Annotated in this window: 19 protein-coding genes; 14 read left to right on the top strand and 5 right to left on the bottom strand. The window is 67.8% G+C overall.

The features are described 5' to 3' along the window. Positions 1 to 51 precede the first annotated feature (51 nt). Positions 52 to 654 carry a queuosine precursor transporter gene (locus Q5Y72_RS15620; protein ID WP_305964358.1) on the top strand — a complete coding sequence of 201 codons (603 nt, stop codon included), beginning with the start codon at positions 52 to 54 and terminating at the stop codon, positions 652 to 654. A gap of 284 nt (positions 655 to 938) precedes the next feature. Here Q5Y72_RS15620 and Q5Y72_RS15615 read toward each other — a convergent pair whose 3' ends face one another. The 3 genes from Q5Y72_RS15615 to bktB form a co-directional block, all read right to left on the bottom strand. Then, positions 939 to 2,063, bottom strand: a complete 1,125-nt coding sequence (locus Q5Y72_RS15615) for a Hint domain-containing protein (protein WP_305964357.1) — start codon at positions 2,061 to 2,063, stop codon at positions 939 to 941. Between the two features lie 322 nt (positions 2,064 to 2,385). Then, positions 2,386 to 3,480 carry a Hint domain-containing protein gene (locus Q5Y72_RS15610; RefSeq protein ID WP_305964356.1) on the bottom strand — a complete coding sequence of 365 codons (1,095 nt, stop codon included), beginning with the start codon at positions 3,478 to 3,480 and terminating at the stop codon, positions 2,386 to 2,388. Positions 3,481 to 3,763: 283 nt separating this feature from the next. Further along, positions 3,764 to 4,945: a beta-ketothiolase BktB gene (bktB, locus tag Q5Y72_RS15605; RefSeq protein WP_305964355.1), complete on the bottom strand. Its 1,182-nt coding sequence runs from the start codon at positions 4,943 to 4,945 to the stop codon at positions 3,764 to 3,766. Between the two features lie 171 nt (positions 4,946 to 5,116). Here bktB and Q5Y72_RS15600 point away from each other — a divergent pair, with 171 nt between their 5' ends. After that, on the top strand, positions 5,117 to 6,367 hold the full coding sequence (locus Q5Y72_RS15600) for a glycosyltransferase family 4 protein (protein ID WP_305964354.1): 1,251 nt from the start codon (positions 5,117 to 5,119) through the stop codon (positions 6,365 to 6,367). Continuing rightward, on the top strand, positions 6,364 to 6,714 hold the full coding sequence (locus tag Q5Y72_RS15595; protein ID WP_305964353.1) for a winged helix-turn-helix domain-containing protein: 351 nt from the start codon (positions 6,364 to 6,366) through the stop codon (positions 6,712 to 6,714). The genes Q5Y72_RS15600 and Q5Y72_RS15595 overlap by 4 nt, the downstream gene beginning before the upstream one ends. A gap of 175 nt (positions 6,715 to 6,889) precedes the next feature. On the opposite strand, the gene Q5Y72_RS15590 is transcribed toward Q5Y72_RS15595, so the two are convergent. After that, positions 6,890 to 7,651 carry a DeoR/GlpR family DNA-binding transcription regulator gene (locus Q5Y72_RS15590; RefSeq protein WP_305964352.1) on the bottom strand — a complete coding sequence of 254 codons (762 nt, stop codon included), beginning with the start codon at positions 7,649 to 7,651 and terminating at the stop codon, positions 6,890 to 6,892. 139 nt (positions 7,652 to 7,790) lie between these two features. Between Q5Y72_RS15590 and glpD the strand changes: the two genes are divergently transcribed. The 11 genes from glpD to Q5Y72_RS15535 all read left to right on the top strand — a co-directional run bounded on the left by glpD (position 7,791) and on the right by Q5Y72_RS15535 (position 18,846). After that, a complete protein-coding gene (gene glpD, locus Q5Y72_RS15585; RefSeq protein WP_305964351.1) occupies positions 7,791 to 9,353 on the top strand; it encodes a glycerol-3-phosphate dehydrogenase in 1,563 nt (520 codons plus the stop codon). Continuing rightward, on the top strand, positions 9,350 to 10,420 hold the full coding sequence (locus tag Q5Y72_RS15580; protein ID WP_305964350.1) for an ABC transporter ATP-binding protein: 1,071 nt from the start codon (positions 9,350 to 9,352) through the stop codon (positions 10,418 to 10,420). The genes glpD and Q5Y72_RS15580 overlap by 4 nt, the downstream gene beginning before the upstream one ends. 16 nt (positions 10,421 to 10,436) lie before the next feature. After that, entirely contained in the window at positions 10,437 to 11,528 is a 1,092-nt protein-coding gene (locus Q5Y72_RS15575; RefSeq protein ID WP_305964349.1) for an ABC transporter ATP-binding protein, read from the top strand. Then, positions 11,528 to 12,394 (top strand): carbohydrate ABC transporter permease, encoded by an 867-nt coding sequence (locus tag Q5Y72_RS15570; RefSeq protein ID WP_305964348.1) that lies wholly within the window; start codon positions 11,528 to 11,530, stop codon positions 12,392 to 12,394. Before Q5Y72_RS15575 ends, Q5Y72_RS15570 begins: the two co-directional genes overlap by 1 nt. Then, positions 12,394 to 13,215, top strand: a complete 822-nt coding sequence (locus Q5Y72_RS15565) for a carbohydrate ABC transporter permease (RefSeq protein ID WP_305964347.1) — start codon at positions 12,394 to 12,396, stop codon at positions 13,213 to 13,215. Before Q5Y72_RS15570 ends, Q5Y72_RS15565 begins: the two co-directional genes overlap by 1 nt. Positions 13,216 to 13,390: 175 nt before the next feature. Beyond that, positions 13,391 to 13,705: a DUF2160 domain-containing protein gene (locus tag Q5Y72_RS15560; RefSeq protein ID WP_371930846.1), complete on the top strand. Its 315-nt coding sequence runs from the start codon at positions 13,391 to 13,393 to the stop codon at positions 13,703 to 13,705. A gap of 40 nt (positions 13,706 to 13,745) precedes the next feature. After that, positions 13,746 to 15,458 carry an ABC transporter substrate-binding protein gene (locus tag Q5Y72_RS15555; RefSeq protein WP_305964345.1) on the top strand — a complete coding sequence of 571 codons (1,713 nt, stop codon included), beginning with the start codon at positions 13,746 to 13,748 and terminating at the stop codon, positions 15,456 to 15,458. A gap of 72 nt (positions 15,459 to 15,530) precedes the next feature. Continuing rightward, positions 15,531 to 17,006: a glycerol kinase GlpK gene (gene glpK / locus Q5Y72_RS15550; RefSeq protein WP_305964344.1), complete on the top strand. Its 1,476-nt coding sequence runs from the start codon at positions 15,531 to 15,533 to the stop codon at positions 17,004 to 17,006. A gap of 69 nt (positions 17,007 to 17,075) precedes the next feature. Next, entirely contained in the window at positions 17,076 to 17,657 is a 582-nt protein-coding gene (locus tag Q5Y72_RS15545; protein ID WP_305964343.1) for a transglycosylase SLT domain-containing protein, read from the top strand. Between the two features lie 122 nt (positions 17,658 to 17,779). Next, positions 17,780 to 18,226 carry a PaaI family thioesterase gene (locus tag Q5Y72_RS15540; RefSeq protein ID WP_305964342.1) on the top strand — a complete coding sequence of 149 codons (447 nt, stop codon included), beginning with the start codon at positions 17,780 to 17,782 and terminating at the stop codon, positions 18,224 to 18,226. Continuing rightward, the gene (locus Q5Y72_RS15535) at positions 18,223 to 18,846 is read left to right on the top strand and encodes a glutathione S-transferase family protein (protein ID WP_305964341.1); all 624 of its coding nucleotides are present in this window, start codon (positions 18,223 to 18,225) and stop codon (positions 18,844 to 18,846) included. The genes Q5Y72_RS15540 and Q5Y72_RS15535 overlap by 4 nt, the downstream gene beginning before the upstream one ends. Positions 18,847 to 18,854: 8 nt before the next feature. On the opposite strand, the gene Q5Y72_RS15530 is transcribed toward Q5Y72_RS15535, so the two are convergent. Beyond that, on the bottom strand, positions 18,855 to 19,073 hold the full coding sequence (locus Q5Y72_RS15530; RefSeq protein ID WP_305964340.1) for a hypothetical protein: 219 nt from the start codon (positions 19,071 to 19,073) through the stop codon (positions 18,855 to 18,857). Positions 19,074 to 19,166: the final 93 nt, after the last annotated feature.

The following is a 19,166-nucleotide window of genomic DNA, read 5'->3' as shown; positions in this document are numbered from 1 at the left end:
CGCTGGCGGGGCCGAGTTGTTCCGCGACCTTGTAAAACGGAAAATGATCGCATGACCCGCTACCTGCCTGGCATCCTTGCCATGGCCGCCATTGTGGTGGCCTCTAACATCCTCGTGCAGTTCGTGATCGGAGACTGGCTGACCTGGGGCGCCTTCACCTATCCCTTCGCCTTCCTCGTGACCGATGTGATGAACCGCGTCCATGGCGCGGCCGCCGCACGGCGTGTGGTCCTGTCGGGCTTCCTGGTCGGTGTCGCCTGCTCGCTGATCGCCGCCGGACTCGACAAGACGACGCTGCGGATCGCCACCGCCTCGGGTCTTGCCTTCCTGACCGCGCAGATGCTGGACGTGGCGATCTTCGACCGGCTGCGCCAGCGCCGCTGGTGGGTCGCGCCGCTGGCCTCGACCCTGCTGGGATCGGCGCTGGACACGGCGCTGTTCTTCGCGATCGCCTTCGCCGCCTGGCTGCCTGCGGACGCCAATACGGGCTGGGCGAACGAGGCGGTTCCGCTGCTTGGCTACGGGCCGGTCACCATGCTGTGGGTTTCGCTGGCATTTGCCGATTGGCTGGTCAAACTCTGTCTGGCCCTACTTGCCCTTGTGCCCTTCCGCATCATCGTGCGCAATTTGTTGCGAGTTCGCAGAGAAATCTGATTGACAGATCGCCGATCTGTGGCAGGCTTTCCTTGCAACGGCAACTTATTGAAAGGAGGTGGTCCAGTGTCGAGAGTGATATTGGAGAGAGGTGTCGGAACAGTCAGGGGGGCCGTGGCCTGAGGGCAGCCCCTGGGGTCGTAACCCCTGATTGGGACCGGACGGATTCTATCCATCCCTAACCGGACCATCTCCGTGGATCTCGCGGGCCGTCTGATCTGGACGGCCCGTTCCCGTTTCCGGTGCAGCGCCCGCGGCAAGCGGCACCGCGCCGTCCCGCGCCCCTAGAGGCGCGGCTCGACCATCGGCTTGCCCGACCGGACATGCCGCGCCACCAGGCTGCGGACCCGACCGCCCTCGGGGATCGGACGCGCCGGCCGCGCGATCTCGCACCGCTCGACCGCATCGGGAAACAGCGTCAGCAATTCGGCCAGGGCCTCCGGCGTCAGGCTTTGCAGCGCCTGCCGGCCGATGAAAAAGCTTTCCGACGCCGCGCCGTTGGCAAAGACCACCTCGTGGCGGTCGAACACCAGATGGAAATAGCTCAGCGAGGCTGTCCCGTCCTCGACATAGATGCCGGGCAGGTCGGTCAGGCGGATCGCCGGCACCAGCACCTCGCGGGCGCCGAACATCCGCTCGCAGATCGGCGAGGACAGCAGCATCCGATGCTGGCGCGAGACGCGCAGATCCTGCCGGGGAAGGCGGTCGCCCAGAGCGCCGGCGCTGATACGAACGGGCCGCAGCCGGTCGTTGCGGGCCTGCCAGTCAGCGTCGACCAGCCGGCTCAGCGCGAGGCGCAGCGGCTGATATCCGTGATCGGCGGTGCGGACCAACACGCCGGGGCGCAGATCCTCGACAGCCACCGGGCCGTCGGCCGTGTCGATCAGGGTGCCGTCGGCAAAGCAGATCATCGCGAAGGGCAGGTCGAAGCGGAACGATTCGACACTGGACAGCGTCTGGTAGTCCTGCGCCCCGCCCAGGGTGATGCTGGCGATGTCGTTGCGGGCCAGCCCGGCATTGTTGAACCCGGCCAGGTCGAAGTCATGGACGCGCAGGATGGTGCGCCCATCCTCGAGGCGGAAGGCATAGATCGGCACGGTGATCGACCCGCCGTTCTGCAGCTGCACGGTGCTGTTGCCGAAATAGCCGATTTCCGCGATGCCGATGACCGGGCCGCCGTCGGTGTCGGCAAACCCCTCGTTCAGCTGGCCGGTGGTGGTGTCGGGACCGCCGGTCGAGGCCAGCAAGTCATTGTCATAGAGATGGCCGGACTGTCCGCCATTCGCGGGATCATCCACGATGAACAGGCTGTGGTCATAGGTCGGCGGGGCCATCGTGACGCCCGCAAGTTCCACGTTCGAGGTCACCTGCGTGGGCGCGATCACACCCCAGGTCGGCACATACCCCATGTTTCGTTCCTTCTGCACCATCGCCATGCGCGGGCATGGCCTTACCCGGAAAAGCGCCCCGGCACGTCCCGCATGAAGGGGTGTCAGAGCGTTCCGATTTGAACAGGGTATTGGCGGCTGGGGTCAACCTGGGAACGGGTAAACCTGTTCTTAAATACAGGCAGTTAACCAGAAATCGACTGATCTTTGTTAGGGTGCCGCAACGGCAACGCGATCTGCCCTGCCTGCGCCGGGCAATCGTCCTGCCGCCGGCAGAATCGCAAAAGGGCGCGGCCGGTGCCGCGCCCTGTCGGGTTCCTGCTGCGGCCCGCGGGCCGCCCTGTCAGTGCCGGGTCGAGACCAGCGGCATCTGTGCCTTGCCATGGCGCGCGATCAGCCGGCGGATCCGGCCGCCTGCGGGCACCGGGCGGGCCGGCACGGCGCAGGCCGCGTCCTCGAGGGCATTCGGGAACAGGGTCAGCAGTTCCTCTCGCGCCTCCTCGGTCAGGCCATCCAGAGCGCCTTCGCCCAGGAACAGGCTTTCGGCGGCAACGCCCTCTGCAAACAGCACCTCGTGGCGATCAAGGACCAGGTGGTAGAAGGTCACCTCCTCCAGGCTGTCCTCGACGAACACGCCCGGCAGGTCGGTCAGGCGGATCGCCGGCACCAGAACCTCGCGGGTGCCGAACATGCGCTGGCAGATCTGCGACGACACCAGCACGCGATGCTGGCGCGACACGCGCAGGTCGCGCAGCGGCAGCCCGTCGCCAAGCGCGCCGGCGCTGATCCGCACCGGGCGCATCCGGTCGTTCTGCATCTGCAGGGCGCTGCCGATGGTCCGGTGAAGCGCCAACCGCAGCGGGCGATAGCCGTGATCGGCGGTGCGGATCATCATGCCAGGACGCAGATCCTCGACCGCGACGGGGCCGTCGGCGGTCTCGATCAGGGTGCCGTCGGCAAAGCAGATCAGCTGGAAGTTCTTGTCGAACTCGGTCGAATCGATGCTGGTCAGCTGTTCGTAATCGGTCGGCAGGGTGACGCTCGTCACGTCGCTGGGCTGGATGCCGGCGCTGCGCACGCCGCCCATGACGTTGTCATCGACCCGCAGCACGGTCCGGCCGTCCTCAAGCCGGAAGGCGTAGATGTCAACCTCGACGGTGTCGCCGCTGGCCAGCTCGACGGTCGCGCCGCGGAACACACCGATCTCGGCCATGCCGACGACCGGGCCGCCATCGCTGTCGGCCACACCCTCTCCCGGCTGGCCGGTAGTGTCGTCCACGCCCCCGGCCGTGTCGGACAGGTCATTGTCATAGATGTGGTTCGGGCTGCCGCCATTGGCGGGTTCGTCCACCCAGTAGAGATCAAAGTCGAAATTCGGCGCGGCGATGCTGGTTCCGCCAAGATCGCTGTTCGATGCGGTCGGCGTATCGACGACCACACCCCAGAATTGCTGATAGCCCGTGAAATCACCCCAAATAACCTGCTGCCCGCTGGCGGCACGCGCTCGTCGCCAGCTCGCGGCCCAATTCCCGCCACTCGCGCCACGGAATGCCGGGCAAATTGACCAAATGCAAGACACATCTTGGCGGATATGCCGGGGCTGATGCCCCGAGGCCGCCCAACCGGCGATTCTATGCCCAGTTCCCGCGCAGCGCCGCGAACCAAGCCGGGGGGCGCCCGGCCAGCGCAGGCGCCCTCGCATCGGGTTCGTCGGGCCGGGATCAGTCGCGCCGGATCGCCAGCGCGATGCCCTGCCCGCCGCCGATGCACATGGTCACCAGCGCCGTCCGGCCGCCGGTGCGTTCAAGCTCGTGCAGCGCCTTCACCGTCAGGATCGCGCCCGTCGCGCCGACCGGGTGGCCAAGCGCGATGGCGCCGCCATTCGGATTGACCTTCGCGGGATCGAGGCCCAGCCCCTTGTTGACGGCCAGGGCCTGCGCCGCAAAGGCCTCGTTCGATTCGATCACGTCGAATTCGCCGACGCTCAGCCCGGTCCGCTGCATCAGCAGTTCGACCGCCGGCACCGGGCCGATGCCCATCACCTCTGGCCGCACGCCGGCGACGGCATAGCCGAGGATGCGCGCCCTCGGCGCGAGCCCGGCCCGTTCGGCCGCGCCGGCCCGCGCAAGCACCAGCGCCGCCGCGCCGTCATTGATGCCGCTGGCATTGCCGGCCGTCACCGAGCCGTCCTTCCTGAACACCGCCTTCAGCCCGGCCAGCTTGTCCAGCGAGGTTTCCTTGGGGTGTTCGTCGGTGTCGAACATGGCCGGCCCCTTTCGGGACTTGATCTCGACGGGCACGATCTGGTCGCGGAAATGCCCCGCCGCGATGGCCGCGGCCGCCCGGCGCTGCGATTCCAGCGCGAAGGCGTCCTGTGCCTGCCGGCTGATGTCATGTTCGGCGGCGACATTCTCGGCGGTGACGCCCATATGGCCGGTGCCCATCGGGCAGGTCAGAGCGCCGGTCATCATGTCCAGCATCTTCTGGTCGCCCATCTTGGCGCCGAACCGCGCCGAGGGCACGGCGTAGGGCGCCCGGCTCATGCTTTCGGCGCCGCCCGCGACGGCGAAATCGGCATCGCCCAGCATCAGCGTCTGCGCCGCGGTGACGATTGCCTGCGCGCCTGATCCGCACAGCCGGTTCAGGTTCAGCGCGGGGGTGGTGTAGGGGATGCCCGCCTCCAGCATGGCGGCGCGGCTCAGATACATGTCGCGCGGCTCGGTGTTGATGACATGGCCGAACACCACCTGCCCGATCCGGTCGGGCGCGACCCCGGCGCGTTCCAGCGCGGCCCGGGTCACCGTGGCGGCCAGTGCGATCGGCGGGATGGCGGCAAGGCTGCCCCCGAACGCGCCGATCGCCGTGCGCGCCCCTGACAGAATGACGATGTCGTCCGCGGCCATGACTACCCCCCCAACCCGGTTGAACTCTGCCGGATCATAGCCGCCCGCCCCGCCCTCGCAACACGGGTTAGCGCCACCGCCGTGCGAAAAGCGCGACGCGGGCCTCGCGGAAATTGCGGCGGCGGGCCGATGACCCTATCCTTGCCGGACAACAATCGCCGGGCAGAACCCATGCATGACGACATCGCTGCCTGCCGCGCCCTGCTGAGCGGACGACGCTATCTGATGAGTTCGCTGGTGCCGTTCCACCGCGACGCGCAGGGCCGGGTGCATGTCGGCCATCTGTGGCATCGCGACCTGATGATGCATCTGGACTACATCCCCGACATGCTGGTGCTGGCGGCGCATGTGGACACGACCGGGGACGAGCCGATGCTGCCGGTCGAGGCGCCGCCGGGCCAGCGCATCGACTTCCTCGAGACCGGCCCGATGCTGGGCGGGCGCCGTCAGCTGCCCGGCGCCCTGCCCGGCATGATCCGGGCCATGCGCCGGGCGCTGGCGCAGGCCGATGTGGTCCATAGCGGCGTGGCCGGATGGCCGATGCCGCCCGGCCTTCTGCTGAACCCGATGACGGTGCGCCGCGGGCTGCCACTTGTCATCAACATCGAAAGCGCGTTCTGGCGCATCCCCGAAGGCGTGCGGGCCGGGCCGCGCTGGCGGCTTGAGGCGGCGGCGACCGAGCGGCTGGCCCGCTGGTCGGCATCGCGCGCAGCGCTGGCCTTCTATACCCAGCAGGCCTATGCCGATTCGATGCCGGTGGGCGCGGGCGGGATCTCGGCGGTGACGCCGGCCTCGTGGATCAGGCGCGAGGACGTGGTGCCCGAGGACCGGCTGGAGGCGCTGTGGCAGGCCAAGCCGGACGACCTGCGGCTGCTGCTGGCATCGCGGCTGACCGAGGAGAAGGGCACCGGGGTCGTGCTGAAGGCCCTGCAGATGCTGGAGGATCGCGTTGCCACGCTGCGGCTTGACGTGGTCGGCAGCGGCGCGATGGCCGGGGCGGTCGCGGCCTTCGCGGCCAGCGCCCGGAACCTGCGCGTCACGATGTTGCGCGAGGTGGCCTATGCGACCGAGTTCCTGCCGCTGCTGCGCGGCTATCACGCCGCGCTGGTGCCGACGACCGGCGACGAACAGCCCCGGGTGATCCTGGACGCCTTTTCGCAGGGCGTGCCGGTGATCGCCTCGGACACGCCCGGCAATCGCGAGGTGGCGACCGGGGGCGTCAACGCGCTGTTCGTGACGCGGGGCGATGCGGCAGCGCTGGCCGACTGCCTGGGCGATCCCGGGCTGACGCCCGGCCGGCTGCGGGCGCTGTCGCCGGGCGCCCGCGCGCAGGCCGCGGCCTGCACGCACGAGATGATGCACCGGCGCCGCGCCGCACTGCTGGTGCAGGCGCTGGACGGCAAGATGCCGGTGCGGCGATGAGCGGGCCGCGCCTCAAGCTGAGGCTGGAATACGACACGCCGCTGATCCTCGGGCCGGGCAAGGCCGAGCTGCTGGAACGGATCGACCGCGCCGGCTCGATCTCGGCCGCGGGGCGCGAGATGGGGATGAGCTACAAGCGCGCCTGGTCGCTGGTCGAGGACATGAACCGCGCCTTCGCGCAGCCGGTGGTGGACAGCAGCCGTGGCGGGACGGGCGGCGGCGGGGCGGTGCTGACCGACAGCGGCCGCGCCGTTCTCGCGCATTTCCGGGCGCTGGAGCGGCTGGTCCAGACCGCCGGCGCGGCCGAGATCGCGGCGCTGGCGGCGTTGCTGAAGCCCGCCGATTAGGCCCGCAACAGGGGCGGGCGTTGCTGGGCGGCACCGCGCAACGCCACCCTTGCCCCCGACGCTGTTCCGGCCAGCAATCGCAGGGGTTTTCGCCGTCACAGGGCGTGCACCGACAAGACACCGGATGTGCACAGGCTGTACACCGCTTGCGAACGTTGCGCGGCCTGCGCGCCGGTCAGCCGGCCAGGATCACGCGGGTCTTCCATTCGGCGCATTTGCGGGTCAGGGCTTTCGGCAGCGGCTTGTCGACGAACACCGTGTCCAGATCGGCCATCGAGATGATCCGTACCGGCGCCGAGCGTTCCAGCTTGCTGATGTCGGTGACCAGATAGGTCTTGCGCGCCAGCGAGGCGATGGCGCGGCTGACCCGCACCTCGGCCATGTCGAAATCCAGCAGATCGCCGTCGGCATCCAGCGCCGAGGTGCCGATGATGCCGAAATCGGGCTTGAACTGGGCCATGAATTCGGTGGTCAGGTCACCGACCAGCCCGCCATCCGACCGGCGCAGCGCGCCGCCCGCCACCATGATCTCGCAGCTGTCATTGGCCACAAGGATATTGGCCACGTTCATGTTGTTGGTGATGACCGTCAGGTTGCGGTGGCCCAGCAACTCGCGGGCGACGGCCTCGGTCGTGGTGCCCAGATTGATGATGATCGAGGAATTGTCGGGGATCTCGGCCGCGCAGGCCCGCGCGATGGCGGCCTTGGCATCCTCGTTCATGCGCCGGCGTTCGTCATAGCCGATATTGCTGACGCCGGACCGCATCACCGCGCCGCCATGCACCCGGTCCAGCATCCCCTGATCGGCCAGCTCGCCCAGATCGCGGCGGATGGTCTGCAAGGTCACGTCAAAGCGTTCGGCCAGTTCCTCGACGCCGACGCGGCCGGTGGCACGGGCCAGGTCCAGGATCTCCATCTGGCGGATGTTCAATGCCATCGCCGCCCTCCCCTTTGGCGACCAGCGAAACCCCATGCGCGTTTCTTGTCAATGCGAATAAAAACGCACATCTGCGAAAATCTTCGTTGACAGATGCCCGAACCGCGTCGTTTGATGCCCCCAGCTTTGGGAGGAGCGCATGTCGGAGACAACCGACCTCTTCATCATCGGTGGCGGCATCAATGGCTGCGGCATCGCGCGGGACGCGGCGGGTCGCGGCCTGTCGGTGCGGCTGGCCGAGATGGGCGACCTGGCGCAGGCGACCAGTTCCAGTTCCACCAAGCTGTTCCATGGCGGGCTGCGCTATCTGGAATATCTGGAAATCCGGCTGGTCCGCGAGGCGCTGAAGGAACGCGAGGTGCTGCTGCGGGCAATGCCGCATATCAGCTGGCCGATGCGCTTCGTGCTGCCGCTGGACCCCAAGATGACCTTCGAATCCGACACCCCGGTCAGCAAGGCGCTGGCGATGGTGATGCCCTGGAACAAGGGGCACCGGCCGAACTTCCTGATCCGGGCGGGGCTGTTCCTTTACGACAATCTGGGCGGGCGCCGAATCCTGCCCGGCACGCGGTCGCTGTCGCTGGTGGGCACGCCCGAGGGGGCACCGCTGAAGGACCGCCTGAAAAAAGCCTATGAATACAGCGATTGCTGGGTCGACGACGCGCGGCTGGTGGCGCTGAACGCGCGCGATGCGGCGCAGCGCGGGGCCGCGATCATGGTCGGCGCCAAGGTCGCCGAGGCCGCGCGCACGGGCGGGCTGTGGCGGGTGACGCTGGAGGATGGGCGGCAGTTCACGGCCCGCGCGCTGGTCAATGCCGGCGGGCCCTGGGTCGGCCGGGTGATCCGCGACGTGGCCCATCTGGACAGCCGCGAGACGGTGCGGCTGGTGCGCGGCAGCCATATCGTCGTGCCCAGGCTTTACGATCACGACAAGGCCTATTTCTTCCAGGGCGCCGATGGCCGGATCATCTTCGCGATCCCCTACGAGGGCGATTTCACCCTGATCGGCACCACCGACCGCGACCATCAGGGCAGCCCGCTGGAGGCCGAATGCACCGCCGAGGAACAGGACTACCTGTGCCGCTTTGCCTCGGATTATTTCGCCCGGCCGGTCAGCCGCGACCAGATCGTGTGGACCTATTCCGGGGTCAGGCCGCTCTATGACGACGGCGCCAAATCGGCCACCGCCGCGACGCGCGATTACGTGCTGTCGCCCGATCTTGGCGGCGATGGCGCGGGGCCGGTCTGCCTGAACGTCTTTGGCGGCAAGATCACCACCTATCGGCGGCTGGCCGAACATGCGCTGGAAAAGCTGGCGCCGCATTTTGCGCAGGCCGGGCCGGGCTGGACGGTCGGGGTGCCGCTGCCGGGCGGCGATTTCGCGGTCGATGGCGTGCCCGCGCTGATCGCGGGGCTGCGGGCCGATTACCCCTTCCTGACGCCCGCCTGGGCGCGGCGGCTGGTGCGCGCCTATGGCACCGATGCCCGCGCCATGCTGGGCCGTGCCGCCAGCGCCGCCGATCTGGGCCGCGATTTCGGCGCCACGCTGACCGAGGCCGAGGTCGCCTGGCTGATGGCGCATGAATTCGCCCGCCATGCCGATGATGTCGTCTGGCGGCGCAGCAAGCTGGGCCTGCGCCTGGGCGCCGCCCAGATCGACGAGTTGGAGAGCTGGATGAGCCAGAAGAGGCACGCCGCATGAGCCTTGAGTTGCGCGGCATCACGAAATCGGTCGGCGGGCGGGTGCAGATCCATCCCACCGACCTGACCCTGCAACCGGGCAGCATGAACGTGCTGTTGGGCCCGACGCTGGCCGGCAAGACCACGCTGATGCGGCTGATGGCGGGGCTGGACAAGCCGACCGCGGGCCGGGTCATCTGGAACGGCGCCGATGTCACCGACCAGCGCGTGCAGGACCGCAAGGTGGCGATGGTCTATCAGCAGTTCATCAACTACCCCTCGATGAGCGTGCGCGACAACATCGCCTCGCCGCTGCGGCTGATGGGCGTGCCCCGTGACGAGATCGACCGCCGCGTGCACGAAACCGCCGAGATGATGCGGCTGACGCCGATGCTGGATCGCCGGCCGCTGGAACTGTCGGGCGGACAGCAACAGCGCTGCGCGCTGGCCCGCGCGCTGGTCAAGGGCGCCGGGCTGGTGCTGCTGGACGAGCCGCTGGCCAATCTGGACTACAAGCTGCGCGAGGAATTGCGCGCCGAAATCCCCCGCATCTTCGAGGAATCGGGCGCGATCTTCGTCTATGCCACCACCGAGCCCGAGGAAGCCCTGCTGCTGGGCGGCCATACCGCGACGTTGTGGGAAGGCCGGGTGACGCAGTTCGGGCCGACCCCCGCGGTCTATCGCGCGCCGCAGGACGCCACCACCGCGCGGGTCTTCAGCGACCCGCCGATGAACTTCACGACGGTCACGCTGGCGGCGGGGCGGGCGGGCATCCACGCGGCGCAGTGGGAGGCGGGCGGGCTGGCCGATGGCGATTATGTGGCCGGCTTCCGCCCCGCGCATCTGTCGCTGTCCGAAACACCGGGGGCGGTGCCGCTGTCGGCGATCCTCGACACGACCGAGATCACCGGCGCCCGCACCTTCCTGCATCTGCGCCACGGCCCGGATCGCTGGGTCGGGCTGGTCGATGGCGTCCACCGGCGCGATCACGGCCAGCAACTGACCGTCTGGCTGGACCCGGCGCATGTCTATCTGTTCACCACCGACGGCCGGCTTGCCCGCACCGCGCCCTATGCGGCGGCGGCCTGATGCGGCGGAGGACCCCATGACCCGGATCACCCTTGAAAACCTGGCGCACAGCTATCTGCCGAACCCGTCGAAGGACGACGACTGGGCGCTGAAGCCGATGGACATGGTCTGGCAGGATGGCGGCGCCTATGCGCTGCTGGGCAGTTCCGGCTGCGGAAAGTCGACGCTGCTGAACATCATCTCGGGGCTGCTGGTGCCCTCGCAGGGGCGCATCCTGTTCGGCGAGCGTGACGTGACCGCCCTGCCCACGCTGGAACGCAACATCGCGCAGGTGTTCCAGTTCCCGGTCGTCTACGACACCATGTCGGTGCGCGACAACCTGGCGTTTCCGCTGAAGAACCGCGGCCTGCCCGCCGACCAGATCGCCGCCCGCGTCGCCGAGGTGGCCGAGATGATCGGCATGTCCGCGACGCTGGACCGCCGCGCCCGCGGGCTGACCGCCGACGCCAAGCAGAAGATCAGCCTGGGCCGCGGCATGGTCCGGCAGGACGTGAACGCGATCCTCTTCGACGAACCGCTGACCGTCATCGACCCGCACATGAAATGGGAATTGCGGACCCAATTGAAGGACCTGCACCGGCGGTTCGGCCACACGATGATCTATGTGACCCATGACCAGACCGAGGCGCTGACCTTCGCCGATCAGGTGGTGGTGATGTATGACGGCCGGGTCGTGCAGGCCGGCACCCCGCAGGCGCTGTTCGAGGCGCCGGAACATACCTTCGTGGGCTATTTCATCGGCTCGCCCGGCATGAACCTGCTGGAGGCCCGGATCGAGGGCGCCACCGCCCATGTCGCCGGCGCGCGGATCACGCTGGCGCAGGGCTATGGCCCGCTGGACGGCCGCACCCAGATCGGCATCCGCCCGGAATTCCTGCGCCTCGGCACCGGCGACGAGGGGCTGCCCTTCACCATCCGCCGCATCGAGGATGTCGGCCACCACCGCATCGTGCGCGGGCAGGTGGACGGCACCGAGGTGAACGTGGTGGTGCCCGAAAGCCAGCCGCTGCCTGCGGATGCCGACCGGGTGGTGCCCGATCCCGCGCATCTGCATGTCTACCGTGATGACTGGCGGGTCGATCCCGCCCGACGCGAAAGGGCCGCCTGATGGACAAACCCGTCAACAACCGTGCCTGGTTCCTGGTGCTGCCGGTGCTGGCGCTGGTCGCCTTCTCGGCGATCCTTCCGCTGATGACGGTGGTGAACTATTCGCTGCAGGACACCTTCGGCAACAACCAGTTCTTCTGGGCCGGTCTGGAATGGTTCGAGGAGGTGATCCATTCCGACCGGATCCGCGCCGCGCTGGGCCGGCAGATCATCTTCTCGGCCACCATCCTCGCGATCGAGATCCCGCTGGGCATCTTCATCGCGCTGAACATGCCCAAGAAGGGCGTTTGGGCGTCCTTCTGCCTCGTCGTGATGGCGCTGCCGCTGCTGATCCCGTGGAACGTGGTCGGCACCATCTGGCAGGTCTTCGGCCGGGTCGATATCGGCCTGCTGGGCTATACGCTGACCAAGCTGGGCGTCAGCTACAACTACGTCAACGACCCGGTCGCGGCCTGGATCACCATCATCGTGATGGATGTCTGGCACTGGACCAGCCTGGTCGCGCTGCTGTGCTATGCCGGGCTGCAATCCATCCCCGACGCCTATTACCAGGCCGCCCGCATCGACCAGGCAAGCCGCTGGAAGGTGTTCCGCTATATCGAGCTGCCGAAGATGCAGGGGGTGCTGCTGATCGCCGTGCTGCTGCGCTTCATGGACAGCTTCATGATCTATACCGAGCCCTTCGTGCTGACCGGAGGCGGGCCGGGCAACGCCACCACCTTCCTGTCGATCGACCTCGTCAAGATGGCGGTGGGCCAGTTCGACCTCGGCCCGGCGGCGGCCTTCAGCCTGATCTACTTCCTGGTGATCCTGCTGATCTCGTTCGTCTTCTATACCGTCATGACAAAGGAAGGGGAGGCGCTGTAATGGCCGCTGTCGCCGAATCGAAAGGCCGGGGCTCGGCGCTGGTGATGGCGGTCTACCTGCTGTTCCTTATGCTGCCGATCTACTGGCTGCTGAACATGAGCCTGAAGACCAACCGCGAGATCCTGGGCGTGTTCAGCCTCTGGCCGCAGAACCCGACGCTGGACAACTACCGCACCATCCTGACCGATCCCAGCTGGTACATGGGCTATGTGAACAGCCTGACCTATGTGGTGATGAACACGGCCATCTCGATCACCGTGGCGCTGCCGGCGGCCTATGCCTTCTCGCGCTATCGCTTCCTGGGCGACAAGCACCTGTTCTTCTGGCTGCTGACCAACCGCATGGCCCCGGCCGCGGTCTTCGCGCTGCCCTTCTTCCAGCTCTATTCCTCGATCGGGCTGTTCGACACGCATATCGCGGTGGCGCTGGCGCATTGCCTCTTCAACGTGCCCCTGGCGGTGTGGATCCTGGAAGGCTTCATGTCGGGCGTCCCGCGCGAGATCGACGAGACCGCCTATATCGACGGCTATTCCTTCCCGCGCTTCTTCGTGCGCATCTTCATGCCGCTGATCGCCTCGGGCATCGGCGTGGCGGCCTTCTTCTGCTTCATGTTCTCCTGGGTCGAACTGCTGCTGTCGCGCACGCTGACCTCGGTCAACGCCAAGCCGATCGCGGCGACGATGACCCGCACGGTCAGCGCCTCGGGCCTTGACTGGGGGGTGCTGGCGGCGGCGGGCATCCTGACGATCATTCCGGGTGCGCTCGTGATCTGGTTCGTGCGCAACTACATCGCCAAGGGCTTCGCCCTGGGACGGGTGTGATGCGCCGCCGCCCGATCTTCTGTGTGCCAATATCCCGGGGGTCCGGGGGCAGCGCCCCCGGCCGTCGCGGGACGCAAGGGGGGCGCGTCTGATGCGCAGATCCATCTCCATCGGCTTCGCGCTCGCAGGCCTGCTTTGGCTCGGCGTCCTTGCCTGGCTGACCACGCGGGTGCCGATGCGCGACGAGGCGCGCGACTGGACCGGCAGCCTCGATCCCGGCGGCTGGATGGCCTGGACCTTTCCGGCGGCGCTGTTCTTCACCATCATCGCGGGGCTCCTGATCCTGTTCACCTGGGCCGCGATCCGCTTTCCCGAGACGCCGCGCAGGGGCGTTCTGGGCATCACCACCACGCGCGGCGACCGGCTGTTCATCAGCCTGCTCGGCTCGGCCTTCATCTGCCTGACCTGGCTCGGGGTGATGGGCACGCCGGTCTGGGGCGGCCTGGCCGTCGCGCTGGCCTATGCCGCAGCGGTGTTCCGCTGGGTATGACAACCGCCGGGAAACACCGGCATTCAACGGGAGGAAGACCATGAAACTGCACCTGACGACCGCCATGGCGCTTGCGCTGATGGTGACCGGCGCCCAGGCCGGGATCGAGGAGGCCAAGGCCTTTCTCGACGCCGAGATCGACAACTCGACCCTGACCCGCGAGGAGCAGGAGGCCGAGATGCAATGGTTCATCGACGCGGCAGCGCCCTTCGCGGGGATGAACATCAACGTGGTGTCGGAAACCATCACCACCCATGAATACGAATCCAAGGTGCTGGCCCCGGCCTTCAGCGCCATCACCGGCATCAACATCACCCATGACCTGATCGGCGAGGGCGACGTGGTCGAGAAGCTGCAGACCCAGATGCAGTCGGGCGAGAACGTCTATGACGCCTATGTCAACGACAGCGACCTGATCGGCACCCACTGGCGCTATCAGCAGGCGCGTTCGCTGACCGACTGGATGGCGAACGAGGGCGCCGATGTCACCAACCCGAACCTCGATCTGGACGATTTCATCGGCCTCAGCTTCACCACCGCTCCGGATGGCGACCTGTATCAGCTGCCCGACCAGCAATTCGCGAACCTCTACTGGTTCCGCTATGACTGGTTCAACGACGAGGCGATCAAGGCCGAGTTCAAGGAGAAATACGGCTATGACCTGGGCGTGCCGGTGAACTGGTCGGCCTATGAGGACATCGCCGCCTTCTTCACCGGCCGCGAGATCGACGGCAAGAAGGTCTTCGGCCACATGGATTACGGCAAGAAGGACCCCTCGCTGGGCTGGCGCTTCACCGATGCCTGGCTGTCGATGGCCGGAAACGGCGACAAGGGCCTGCCGAACGGCAAGCCGGTCGATGAATGGGGCATCCGGGTGGACGAGAACAGCCGCCCGGTGGGCAGCTGCGTGGCCCGCGGCGGCGACACCAACGGCCCGGCCTCGGTCTATGCGATCCAGAAATACCTGGACTGGATCACCGCCTATGCACCGCCGGCGGCCCAGGGCATGACCTTCAGCGAAAGCGGCCCGGTTCCGGCGCAGGGCGAGGTCGCCCAGCAGATGTTCTGGTACACCGCCTTCACCGCCGACATGGTCAAGGAAGGCCTGCCCGTGGTGAACGAGGACGGCACGCCGAAATGGCGCATGGCCCCCTCGCCCAAGGGCGCCTACTGGCAGGACGGCATGAAGCTGGGCTATCAGGACGTGGGGTCGTGGACGCTGCTGAAATCCACCCCCGACGACCGCGCCAAGGCGGCCTGGCTCTATGCGCAGTTCGTCACCTCGAAGACCGTGGACGTGAAGAAAAGCCATGTCGGGCTGACCTTCATCCGCGAATCGACGATCCAGCATGACAGCTTCAGCGAACGCGCGCCGATGCTGGGCGGACTGGTCGAGTTCTACCGCTCTCCCGCCCGCGTGCAGTGGTCGCCGACCGGGACCAACGTTCCCGACTATCCGAAGCTGGCGCAGCTGTGGTGGCAGGCGATCGGCGATGCCTCCTCGGGCGCCAAATCGGCGCAAGAGGCGATGGACAGCCTCTGCGCCGAGCAGGAGCAGGTCCTCGAGCGGCTGGAACGCGCCGGGGTGCAGGGCGATATCGGTCCCAAGATGGCCGAGGAGCATGACCTGGAATGGTGGAACAATTTCGCCAAGGAAAACGGCAGCCTCGCGCCCCAGCTGAAGCTGGAGAACGAGAAGCCGCAGCCGGAAACCATCAGCTATGACGAGCTGGTGAAAAGCTGGCAGCAGTAGGCCCGTGACCATCGGGGGGCGGCCGCGCGGCTGCCCCCTTTTGCCGACGCCCGCAAGCACGGAGGCCATGCGATGACAATTCTGGCGATGGATCAGGGCACCACCTCGTCGCGGGCGCTGGTGTTCAGCGACGACCTGCGGGTGATCGCCTCGGCCCAGCAGGAATTTCCCCAGCATTTCCCGCGCTCGGGCTGGGTCGAGCATGATCCCGACGACATCTGGACCACCAGCGCCGCCACCGCCCGCGGCGCCATCGAGAAGGCCGAGAACCCGCGCATCGACGCCATCGGCATCACTAACCAGCGCGAGACCGTGCTGATCTGGGACCGCGAGACCGGCCAGCCCATTCACAAGGCCATCGTCTGGCAGGACCGCCGCACCGCCGATCTGTGCGCCAGGCTGCGCGACGACGGCGTCGAGGATCAGGTGACCGACACCACCGGCCTGCTGCTGGACCCCTATTTCAGCGCCACCAAGATCGCCTGGATGCTGGACCATGTCGAAGGCGCCCGCGCCCGCGCCGAGGCGGGCGAACTGGCCTTCGGCACGGTCGACAGCTTCCTGATCTGGAAACTCACCGGCGGGCGGTCGCATGTGACCGACGCCACCAATGCCAGCCGCACCCTTCTCTATGACATCCACAAGGGCGACTGGTCCGACGAGATGTGCCGGCTGTTCGACGTGCCGCCCGCGCTGCTGCCCGAGCTGCGCGACTGCGCCGATGATTTCGGCATGACCCGCCCCGACCTGTTCGGCCGCGAGATCCCGATCTTGGGCGTCGCCGGCGACCAGCAGGCGGCGACCGTGGGGCAGGCCTGCTTCGATCCCGGCATGATGAAATCGACCTATGGCACCGGCTGTTTCGCGCTGCTGAACACCGGCGACCGGGCGGTGCGGTCGCAGAACCGGCTGCTGACCACGGTGGCCTATCGGCTGGACGGCCGGACGACCTATGCGCTGGAGGGCAGCATCTTCATCGCCGGCGCGGTGGTGCAATGGCTGCGCGACGGGCTGAAGCTGATCCGCGAGGCCGGCGAGACCGGGGCGCTGTCCGCGCGTGCCGCTGATGGCCAGCAGATCATCATGGTGCCGGCCTTCACCGGCCTTGGCGCACCGCACTGGGCGCCCGAGGCGCGCGGCGCCATCTTCGGGTTGACCCGCAACACCGGCCCCGCCGAGTTCGCCCGCGCCGCGCTGGAAAGCGTGGGTTTCCAGACCCGCGACCTGCTGGAGGCGATGCGCGCCGACTGGCAGGGCACGGGCGATGCGGTGCTGCGCGTCGATGGCGGCATGACCGCCAGCGAGCCGGCGATGCAGTTCCTGGCCGACATCATCGGCGCGCCGGTGGACCGCCCCGAGAACACCGAGACGACGGCCCAGGGCGCCGCCTGGCTGGCCGGCTGGAAGGCCGGGATCTGCCCCGGCCCGCAGGATTACGCCAGGGCCTGGCGGCTGGACCGGCGGTTCAGGCCGGCCATGGATGCCGCGACCCGCGACCGGCGGTATTCCGCGTGGCAACGGGCGGTCCGGGCGGTGCTGTCGGTCTGACGCCTGGCTTTGTGATTTCACCTCAGCGTGTTTTTCCGTAGTATCTCGGGAAAACGACAAGAGGGCAGGATGAACAGGCTTCTGAAACTCGCCATCGTGGGCCTGGTTGCGTCATGCGGCGGCGGCAGTTACGAGGCGCCGCGCAATCTGGACAATGCCTGCGCGCTGGTGGCCGAGCGTCCGGCCTATTACCGCGCGATGAAGGCCGCCGAGCGCCGCTGGGGCGTGCCGATCCATGTGCAGATGGCCTCGATCCACCAGGAATCGAAATTCGTGGGCGACGCCCGCACGCCGCATCAATATGCGCTTGGGGTCATCCCCATCGGCCGGCAAAGCAGCGCCTATGGCTACAGCCAGGCGCTGGACGGCACCTGGGAGGAATATGTGCAGGAGACCGGCAACCGCCGCGCCCGGCGCGACGACATCCGCGACGCCACCGACTTCATGGGCTGGTACATGCACGGATCGTCGCAGGCGCTGGGGATCTCGAAATGGGATGCCACCTCGCAATACCTGGCCTATCACGAGGGGCGCTCGGGCTTTGCGCGGCGGTCCTACCTGGGCAAGAGCTGGCTGGTGCGGGTGGCCGGCCGCGTCGGACAGCGGGCCGAGATGTATCGCGCCCAGCTGGTCTCCTGCCGCAGGGCCTGATCCGCAGGGCCCGATCCGCAGCCCCTCATCCGCAGCCCCTCATCCGCAGCCCCTCATCCGCAGCCCCTCATCCGCAGCCCCTCATCCGCAGCCCCTTGCCAATCCCGCGCTTTCGCGCCCCAATGGCGGGGGCGGCAATCGGGGGGCAGATGCGCGATCAGGACGGCTCGGCGCGGCGGATCGACGAGATCGGCTCGGCTTTCGCGCGGCATCTGGGGGCACGGGTGGTGCTGGCCGGACCCGACGAGGTGATCTTCGAGATGGTGGTGACGCAGGCGCTGGCCAACAACAACAACGTGCTGCATGGCGGCGCGATCATGGGGCTGGCCGACAATGCCGGCGGCACCGGCACGCTGCTGAACATCCCGCGCGCGCGCGCCACGACGACCATCGAAAGCAAGACCAACTTCCTGCGCCCGATCCGGGTGGGCGACGTGGCCCGGGCCACCGCGACCCCGCTGCATCGCGGCCGCACCACGCAGGTCTGGCAGAGCGTGGTGACGCGCGGCGACGGCAAGGTGGCGGCGATCGTCACCCAGACGCAGATGGTGATGGAGTGGCAGGAATGACCCCCCGCCCCGACAGCCGCGACCCGGCCGCGCCCTATACCGTCATTGGCACCGTCGGCAGTCGCAGCCTGCGCGTGCTGTGGATGCTGGAAGAGCTTGGCCAGCCCTATCGCCACATCCCCGCCAATCCGCATGGCGAGGGCGTGGTCGCGTTCAATCCCGCCGGCAAGGTGCCGGTGCTGATCGACGACGGCACGCCGATCACCGATTCGACGGCGATCCTGACCTATCTGGCCGACCGGCACGGCCGCCTCAGCTACCCCGCCGGCACGCTGGACCGGGCCCGGCAGGACAGCCTCACGCAGTTTCTGCTGGACGAATTCGACGCCGCGCTGTGGCTTGCGGCGCGGCACAGCTTCGTGCTGCCCGAGGAGATGCGCCTCAGCGCCATCAAGAACACCCTGCGATGGGAATTCGAACGCAGCCAGCGCACCCTGGTCCACCGGATGGCCGAGGGCGATTTCGTGATGGGCGAGACGATGACCGTGCCCGACATCATCCTGACCCATTGCCTGACCTGGGCGCTGACGGCGCGCTTTCCGGTGGTCGAGGCGCGGCTGACCGCCTATCTCGACCGGATGCGCCAGCGGCCCGCCTTCCGGCGCGCCGCCGCCCTGTAGCCCGGCCGCTACATCCAGATCATGTCGCGAAAGACATGGGCGATGATGCCGTCGCGGGTCAGGCCCATGCGGGCCAGCTCCTCGTCGGATTTCGCCTCCAGCGCCTCGATCCGGTCGCGGCGCGCGCGGGTCTCGACATAGGCGTTCAGGCCCTGGCCGATGCGGGCGAAGGCGGCGTCGATGCGCTGGCGGATCTCCGGGGAAAAGTCGGTGATCGTGTGAGCCATTGGAAACCCTTTCCTTGCGGGGCGTGGTTTCCTCCCATGACGCCAGCATAGGGCAAGACGGCGTGACTGTCTCCGACATGCGCGTGACGCCCG

The organism is Paracoccus spongiarum (assembly GCF_030732095.1).
Classification (GTDB): domain Bacteria; phylum Pseudomonadota; class Alphaproteobacteria; order Rhodobacterales; family Rhodobacteraceae; genus Paracoccus; species Paracoccus spongiarum.
Note: the sequence above shows the minus strand (reverse complement) of the source record. Positions and strands in the feature narration are given on the sequence as shown.